The sequence below is a fragment of the Capnocytophaga sp. oral taxon 326 str. F0382 genome, from assembly GCF_000318295.1.
Lineage (GTDB): Bacteria > Bacteroidota > Bacteroidia > Flavobacteriales > Flavobacteriaceae > Capnocytophaga > Capnocytophaga periodontitidis.
In genome coordinates, this window is the sequence record NZ_KB291411.1 from 1 (window position 1) to 1,316 (window position 1,316).

Genomic DNA, 1,316 nt, shown 5'->3' on the forward strand with positions numbered 1-1,316 from the left:
TCATTAGTGTTTATCAAAGAAATGTTAAAATTTAAAATTGAACTCTAATTGCATATCATTGAGTGCTTTTTGTCTTTTGATAGGAGTTAAAAGCTCCATAATGGGGTCATCAACAAAAGAGGAATTCCCAACTATACGCATTAGTTCTATTATAGACATATTAAGTTTAAGGTCATTTTTGATAATAACTATTAGACAATAGGTGATAATAGCTATATGAATCTGGATTTTAACAGCATTTTTCAGATGTTCCCCAAAAGTTTTTTACCTTAAGATGTTGTTTTATCCACTTAAAAAATAGTTCTATTTGCCATCTATTCTTATATAAAAGAGCAATTTCACTAGCTTTAAGGTGAAAATTGTTAGTATAATAAACAAAAGACCTTTTAAGTTCTGGGGCAAAGTAAACAATTCGCCTAAGTTCTGAGGGATAATTCCCTTTATTTCTATTTCCTGTAAACCTAATAGTTTGGTCTAATAGAATATTATCATTATTTTCAAGAAAGTCTTCTCCTGAAATGATTTCATAAGCAGGGATGCCTTTCTCACGAATGATGAAAAAAGCATCATATTGGCTTATTTTATAAAGCCTATTCAAATCAAAATAGCCACGATCAAACACATAACAAGCTAAAGGCTCATAGTCTATAGCGTCCATTTCTTTAATATCATGGACATTAGCATTTGTAATTCTATAAAAAGTAGGAATTTTAGTAACTAAATCAATTTGTGTATGGATTTTTATTCCAGATTTAGTGCTTCTAAAATTAGCCCATTGAAATACGGACATGCATAAGTCAATAGTAGTAGAATCTATAGCATAAAATTTTCCGTGTAAGCAAAATTCACTAAAGGATTGCTTTTCTTGGGCTATACTTATCATATAGAAAGGCATATTGTTCGAATATTCTTATATCCTGATCTTATTTGCAATAGATAAGGTCTTTAAATCTATCGGATTTTTTCCAATACCTAAATGATAAATTCTTTTGAAATTAGCATTAACAGTACTTACGAGTTCTCTAATACTAATACAGCCCATAAGTTGTCCAAGAATTAAAAGTAACATATGATTCCAATGAGAAAATACCCAATTCTTAGTTCTATCATCATACTTGGCAACTAATCTATTAAAATATTTTTGAGGTAGAAATGATGTTACTTGAGAGAAAATGTACTTTTTTGAATTCATTGTATTATATCTTTGAATACAAAAAAAGTATTTTTTCAAATCTCGGACAAAGATTTTTATTTATAATTAATTGAATACAAATTGTTTAAACATAAATTTTAACACATTTTGATAAACACAAGTG

The 1,316-nt window shown here is 28.0% G+C and carries 3 protein-coding genes; all 3 read right to left on the reverse strand.

The annotated features are described in order from the left end of the window. Positions 1 to 24: 24 nt before the first annotated feature. Positions 25 to 159 carry a hypothetical protein gene (locus HMPREF9073_RS16515; RefSeq protein ID WP_009413270.1) on the reverse strand — a complete coding sequence of 45 codons (135 nt, stop codon included), beginning with the start codon at positions 157 to 159 and terminating at the stop codon, positions 25 to 27. A gap of 70 nt (positions 160 to 229) precedes the next feature. Continuing rightward, positions 230 to 883 carry an IS4 family transposase gene (locus HMPREF9073_RS15930; protein WP_198005892.1) on the reverse strand — a complete coding sequence of 218 codons (654 nt, stop codon included), beginning with the start codon at positions 881 to 883 and terminating at the stop codon, positions 230 to 232. A gap of 27 nt (positions 884 to 910) precedes the next feature. Beyond that, positions 911 to 1,192: a DUF4372 domain-containing protein gene (locus HMPREF9073_RS16570; protein ID WP_009413272.1), complete on the reverse strand. Its 282-nt coding sequence runs from the start codon at positions 1,190 to 1,192 to the stop codon at positions 911 to 913. Positions 1,193 to 1,316: the final 124 nt, after the last annotated feature.

Bases quoted from the DNA above. Each gene is read 5' to 3' on its own strand.
- HMPREF9073_RS16515 (WP_009413270.1), bottom strand. From the start codon at position 159: ATGTCTATAATAGAACTAATGCGTATAGTTGGGAATTCCTCTTTTGTT.
- HMPREF9073_RS15930 (WP_198005892.1), bottom strand. From the start codon at position 883: ATGATAAGTATAGCCCAAGAAAAGCAATCCTTTAGTGAATTTTGCTTA.
- HMPREF9073_RS16570 (WP_009413272.1), bottom strand. From the start codon at position 1,192: ATGAATTCAAAAAAGTACATTTTCTCTCAAGTAACATCATTTCTACCT.